This window comes from Flavobacterium enshiense (assembly GCF_040750275.1).
Taxonomy (GTDB): domain Bacteria; phylum Bacteroidota; class Bacteroidia; order Flavobacteriales; family Flavobacteriaceae; genus Flavobacterium; species Flavobacterium enshiense_B.
On record NZ_JBDOCV010000018.1, the window covers coordinates 44,035 to 50,106 of the forward strand.

At 33.5% G+C, this 6,072-nt stretch carries 5 protein-coding genes; all 5 read right to left on the minus strand.

Annotated features, from left to right (window positions below):
- Positions 1-47: 47 nt before the first annotated feature.
- Positions 48-389, minus strand: a complete 342-nt coding sequence (locus ABGT15_RS13730) for a hypothetical protein (protein ID WP_367232027.1) — start codon at positions 387-389, stop codon at positions 48-50.
- Between the two features lie 313 nt (positions 390-702).
- A complete protein-coding gene (sucC, locus tag ABGT15_RS13735; RefSeq protein ID WP_367232028.1) occupies positions 703-1,896 on the minus strand; it encodes an ADP-forming succinate--CoA ligase subunit beta in 1,194 nt (397 codons plus the stop codon).
- A gap of 555 nt (positions 1,897-2,451) precedes the next feature.
- Positions 2,452-3,612, minus strand: coding sequence for a tetratricopeptide repeat protein (locus ABGT15_RS13740; RefSeq protein ID WP_367232029.1), 1,161 nt, complete (start codon positions 3,610-3,612; stop codon positions 2,452-2,454).
- On the minus strand, positions 3,602-5,188 hold the full coding sequence (locus ABGT15_RS13745; protein WP_367232030.1) for a helix-turn-helix domain-containing protein: 1,587 nt from the start codon (positions 5,186-5,188) through the stop codon (positions 3,602-3,604). The genes ABGT15_RS13740 and ABGT15_RS13745 overlap by 11 nt, the downstream gene beginning before the upstream one ends.
- A gap of 310 nt (positions 5,189-5,498) precedes the next feature.
- Positions 5,499-6,072: T9SS type B sorting domain-containing protein (locus ABGT15_RS13750; RefSeq protein ID WP_367232031.1), on the minus strand; the 574-nt coding region annotated here is incomplete at its 5' end.

Consider the following 6,072-nt stretch of genomic DNA (forward strand, 5'->3'; position numbering starts at 1 on the left):
AAAATCCCGGGTTTGCCCTCGGGATTCTTTATTCTCAAAACTTTCTTTTAAATATTAGGCTTGAAAGTAACATAGAACGAATACTCACTGCCTTGTTTTAACTGACCGGCATCAATTTTCTTGTAATTAAGATTATTAGCAATAAACCTTCTAATATTAACCTTATCAGTTCCTACGCAAAGAACCACAATTTCATTAGCCGTATTAACCTTAATATCAACTTTTACCACTACCTCTTTTTCAAGTTCCTCGTCAAAACGTGTTGCTTCCAACAACTTCACCACTTTTTTCACGGCTTTAGGTAAATCTTCAGCCGAATTAAAATTCTTTGCCGACATAATTGTTGTACTCATTACTAAAACAACAACTAATGCGATTAAATTTTTCATGTTTTATGATTTAAGATTACATTCCAAAATTAGAAAATACACCATTACAAAAAACTGAATCTCAATAACTTAACCGATATTTAAACTTCTAAACCACCTCTATTTCACAAATCGCAATAAATGTCCCGACCAATTGTCAATCTTCTACGATTAAACATAAAAATGGTGGAATTTTCTTAAAAATAATACCTTTTTCAAAAAACATTAGCGTAAAATTAAAAGCCATATTTTCTTAAACTTTACATTTAACTAACAAAAAAAGCCTCAGTAATTACTAAGGCTTTTTCTATATTTTGACAAAATCGTCTTATAATTAACTCAAAGCGACTTTTACTTGATCAGCAGCTTCCTGGAACTGAACTGCAGATAAAATCGGCATACCGGAATTATCGATTAATTCTTTAGCGATTTCAGCATTAGTTCCCTGTAAACGAACAATGATTGGCACTTTAATAGCATCACCCATGTTTTTGTAAGCATCTACAACTCCTTGCGCCACACGGTCACAACGAACGATTCCTCCAAAGATGTTGATTAAGATTGCTTTTACGTTCGGATCTTTTAAGATGATACGGAAAGCTGTTTCCACACGTTTAGCATCTGCTGTACCACCTACGTCTAAGAAGTTAGCCGGCTCGTAACCTGCGTATTTAATCAAGTCCATAGTAGCCATTGCTAAACCAGCACCGTTTACCATACACCCTACTGTTCCGTCTAAGTCTACATAGTTTAACCCTGCTTCTTTAGCTTCAACTTCGATTGGACGCTCTTCTGTGATGTCTCTCATCTCTGCTAAATCTGCATGACGGTATAAAGCGTTGTCATCTAAAGTAACTTTAGCGTCAACAGCCATAATTTTATTATCCGAAGTTTTCAATACCGGGTTGATTTCAAACATTGAAGAATCAGAACCGATATATGCTTTGTATAATGAATCTACGAATTTCACCATTTCTTTGAATGCTTCACCGGATAAACCTAAGTTGAAAGCAATTCTTCTTGCTTGGAAACCTTGTAGTCCTACAGCAGGATCGATTTCTTCGGTGAAGATTTTTTCAGGAGTGTGCTCTGCTACTTCCTCGATATCCATTCCACCTTCAGTAGAATACATAATCATGTTACGACCTTTACCACGGTTTAACAATACCGACATGTAAAACTCTTTTGTTTCACTTTCTCCAGGATAGTAAACATCCTCAGCAACCAAAACTTTGTGAACTCTTTTACCTGTTGGAGGTGTTTGAGGCGTAATCAAATCCATACCGATGATTTGTCCTGCAATTTCCTGAACCTGGTCTAAGTTTTTAGCCAACTTAACGCCACCGCCTTTTCCGCGACCACCTGCGTGAATTTGTGCCTTAATTACATGCCATCCTGTTCCTGTTTCTGCAGTAAGTTGTTTTGCTTTAACCACCGCCTCTTCAGCATTATGAGCCACATAACCGCGTTGTACACGCACTCCGTAGCTTGCTAATATTTGTTTCCCTTGATACTCGTGTAAGTTCATAATAGATTGTGTTTCTTTAATAAAAAGTGTCACAAAAATAACAAAGTATATTGAATGAGCCTAATGTTTTTTAGTTTAAATCGTCAAGTAGTTCCCGAAGGTTTTTATTGGAATTCATCTGGACAAAAATTACTTCCGATACTATTTCCTATCAGGTACTTTCGCTAAATTCGACAAAAAAAAACCTCCGTTAAAAAACGGAGGTACCAACAAACATAATACAATTACCTAAATTTTCTATATCCTATTAATGAAAAGCTTTCCATTATTGACTAGACATTATGAAATTGAATTAATTAAAATTGTTAAGTAGAACTTATAACAGAATTATAAATTCCTTTTTTACGATTAACAATGCAAATATACCTACTCGTTAGACACTAAAAAAATACAACACTTTGTTAATTACTGAATTTCAAAAACTACAAAAATCACAAGTCATTAAAAATCAATGCAATAAAAAGATTTTTAATCATAAATTACAAGGATTGAAAATATATTTTCAGGTGAAAATTTCATGATTTTTAAAACAAACAGCATTAATGATGAAGTTATCTACTGCTTTTCGTTTTGAATATTGATGATTGTTTCTTCAAGTTTTTCAATACTTACTTTTATTCGCTTTACAGACAGGATTAACAACCCGACAACGATAAATAAAGCTATTACAATCAAAGTAACACCACCCCAAAATTTAGAAATACAATTTTCAATATTTTTTTTCTCTATATTTTCTTTTTCATCTAAAGAATCACTAACCGATTTACGCTCTCTTTTCTTTAAATCATTCTGGGTCTGATGGTATTTAAATCGTGCAATCTGATAATTCCCCCATTCATTTACAGCCAGATAATTTTCAGAAAGTAATCTGTAGAGTTCTTCATCTAAAACTAAATCATCAACATCTTTTGAAAGTCTTACAGCATCGTTTAATATCGCTATGGCTTTTCTGTAATCACCTTCCGAAGAATAAACCTGAGAAAGCCCTTTTTGAGCAAAAGCCTGAAGACTGTTAGCCTTAATATACTTTGCATATTGAATGGATTCCTCAAAACTTTTAATGGCCTTTTTATTATCGGACATCATCAGATAACAATTTCCTTTATTGTATTTAGCAATACTCAAACTGCTGGCATTCGCGGTAGGACTTTTCAAAATAGCCTGTGATGTCAACAATTCTTTAATGCCTTTATCAAAAAAACTAATGGCAATGTCGCAATTTAGTTTATCCTTATAAATAAAACCTCTAACCACATAATTAACCCCTAAACTGCCATGTACTGAATCTCTTTGTGGAAATGCCATGGCAAGCTGTTCGGCCTGATCGAGGTATTTAATCGCCTTGTCATAAATTTTAAGCTGATGGTATTGTATTCCTGCTTTCGTTATAATACTTATTTTCAGCAATTTATTATCTGTTTGTGATAGTATTTCATTCGCTTTAATAAGATATAACAACGATTTTTCATAATCTCTTTTTGAGGAATATCCGTCAGATATCAACTTGTAAGCAAGGATTTTAGCATCAATATTGGCTCCTGCAACTTTCACAATATTTTGTCCGGCCAATATCGCCTTATCAGGATCTTTATACATCAATAAGGTATTCGCCTTAATAATACTGTCGAAATTTTGCTCTTTTTGGGCATAAAGATCACCAGCAACAGTTAGCAATACTGTCACTAAAAACAATAATATGCTGCTATTATTTCTCATAAGCATCATTTTTTTGAATTAATGCTTCTCTTTCATTTTTCAATAAATCGATAAAGGTAATTGGCGTAATTCCTGTTATGGATTTAAAGACAGTTGCAAAACTACTATGGGAGGAAAATCCAGAAACTTCAGCCAGATAACTAATCTTATAATTCATAAAATTAGGATCCGATTTTAATTTTTCAACAATAAAATTAATGCGAAGCTTATTGATATAAGTATTAAAATTCACATTGTAATGCTTATTGATAATCTCCGAAAGATATTTTGTATTTGTGTCAAACTGCCCTGCTAAAACGGCAAGCGAAATATCATTATTGGTAAAACGCACCGAATTTTCAAAACGCTTCAACTTGTTCAAAAGCGTTTGTTCCGTTTCCAGTGGTATTGAAATTTTCTTACCTTCTTCTTTTTTCTCAACAGGGATAATTATACTTTTTCTGGTAACTTCCAAATACTTAATAATTTCATTCAGCCTTTTTTTCTTTGAGACGAATCGATACCAAAATACAACAAATCCAAAAATCAACAAAACTGCAAGACTTAAAACAGTGTAAAATCGCTTCACACTTTTTTGCTTTGCCTGCTGAAAATTAGTTTCAAATTGTTGTGAAAAAAGATTGTATGCAGTATTTACAGATTCCTGTTCCGCATTGTCAATCCTGGTAATAATTTTCTTTGTATCAGCAGTATACTTTTTATAGTTTTCCCGATCATTTAATGCTATATAATTAATAGCCATCTGATTACCAATCGACTCATCCAAATACATATTTTCCAGAGGCCTTGATATATCATAAGCTTCCAAAAGAGCAGAAAGCGATTTTTCGTGCTTTTTCTGATTGAAAAACACCGTAGATTTCCCTAACAAAAGATACGATTTCGCAAAATAATTTGTACTATTTGACTTATTTAGAATTTCTTCGGCGACTGTATAATTTTCTTGAGCCTCTGTATAATTCCCCAAGCCAATATGAATTTTTCCCTTTATAATTGAAGTCCACAATTGTATTTCAGCAATTTTTAATCCGGCTTGAAATTTCACATCAGTACTTTCAATTGTTGCTAATGCAAGTTTGTACTTTTGTCTATCTAAATCCATCAGAGTTTTTTCCAGCACAATCAAACTGTAACAGTATGTAAACGCAGCATCGTCTTTTATATTAATCAATTCCTTTTCTGCCTCATCAAGACAAATTTTCGATTGCTTGTCCAGATACAAAAGTCTTAAAACCCTTGCCTTATAAATATTTATCTCTGTAATAAGTTTTGTGTTTTTACTGAGTTTTACTGCATCAAAAAGATAGATAAGTGCATTGTTATAATCTGCTTTTATGGTATAGATTTTTGCAATAAGAAAGTTAATTTTAGCTTTATCTTCTCCTTCATCACTGTTTTTCAACAAATGCACCCCTACTTTTAAAGCTTCATTTGGTTTGGAAAGCATCAACTTTTCCGATTCACTGTACAAGACTTCTCGTTTAGACTCCGATTGCGAAAAAGCCTGATTTACCGAGGCTATCTGAGAAAAAACAACAAGGAATAAAAAATAAAATTGCGTTAATCGGTTTCTCATTTTCCTTTAGCTATAATACGTTGAATAAGAGTTATTACCACTATGCAAATTTATTAATAATTATACAAATAGATTTTATACCATTTTTTCATATAATACCGTAATTATGCTACTTTATTTTCTTCAAATTATTCTTAGCATTAAATAATCATCATTTTTTTATGCTTTTTAAAATACAATTCTAACAAAAAGTTAGAAAAACTAGTTTCTGTAAAATTTAATTTATGATGACTTTACCACAAAATTTTATAAAAAAATAAAAAAGCCACTCAAATGAGTGGCTTTTGTTGTATCTGCTCTTTTATATTTTCTAGCGCTTCATAGAGAAGTGAGCCTTGAAAACTCTTTCTGCCTGATCAGTAGGATCAATAAACTTCACCGTGAACCAGTAATCCGTTGATGGTAATGGTTCCCCATTAAAAGTTCCGTCCCATCCGCCGCCTGCCGGAGTGATCTGCTTGATCAGTTTTCCGTAACGGTCGAAGATATGAATTTCAGCACTAGGTTGGTCTTCCAAATCCCAGATGTTCCAAGTATCGTTAGCACCATCTCCATTCGGTGTAAAGAAGTGCGGATAACCGATTAGGTAAATACTTTGGCTATCGCTGGTACATCCATTCTCGTCCGTAACATATACTGTGTACGTATTACCAGTATTCAAGTTTGTGAACACGTTAGATTCCTGCCATGGACCGCTTGGACTCAAAGCATACAAATAACCTCCGGTACCTCCAGCCATCACAACCGTGATCGAACCGTTTTCATCAAACGCAACACTTGGAATTAAAGACGCTATCGTTCCAACAGTATGGCCTTCTACAATAGAAGTAACCGGATCCGATGGACATGATGGGTTGTTCGGGTCGGTGCTGGTAACAATAACA

Bases quoted from the DNA above. Each gene is read 5' to 3' on its own strand.
- ABGT15_RS13745 (WP_367232030.1), bottom strand. From the start codon at position 5,188: ATGAGAAACCGATTAACGCAATTTTATTTTTTATTCCTTGTTGTTTTT.
- ABGT15_RS13730 (WP_367232027.1), bottom strand. From the start codon at position 389: ATGAAAAATTTAATCGCATTAGTTGTTGTTTTAGTAATGAGTACAACA.
- sucC (WP_367232028.1), bottom strand. From the start codon at position 1,896: ATGAACTTACACGAGTATCAAGGGAAACAAATATTAGCAAGCTACGGA.
- ABGT15_RS13740 (WP_367232029.1), bottom strand. From the start codon at position 3,612: ATGAGAAATAATAGCAGCATATTATTGTTTTTAGTGACAGTATTGCTA.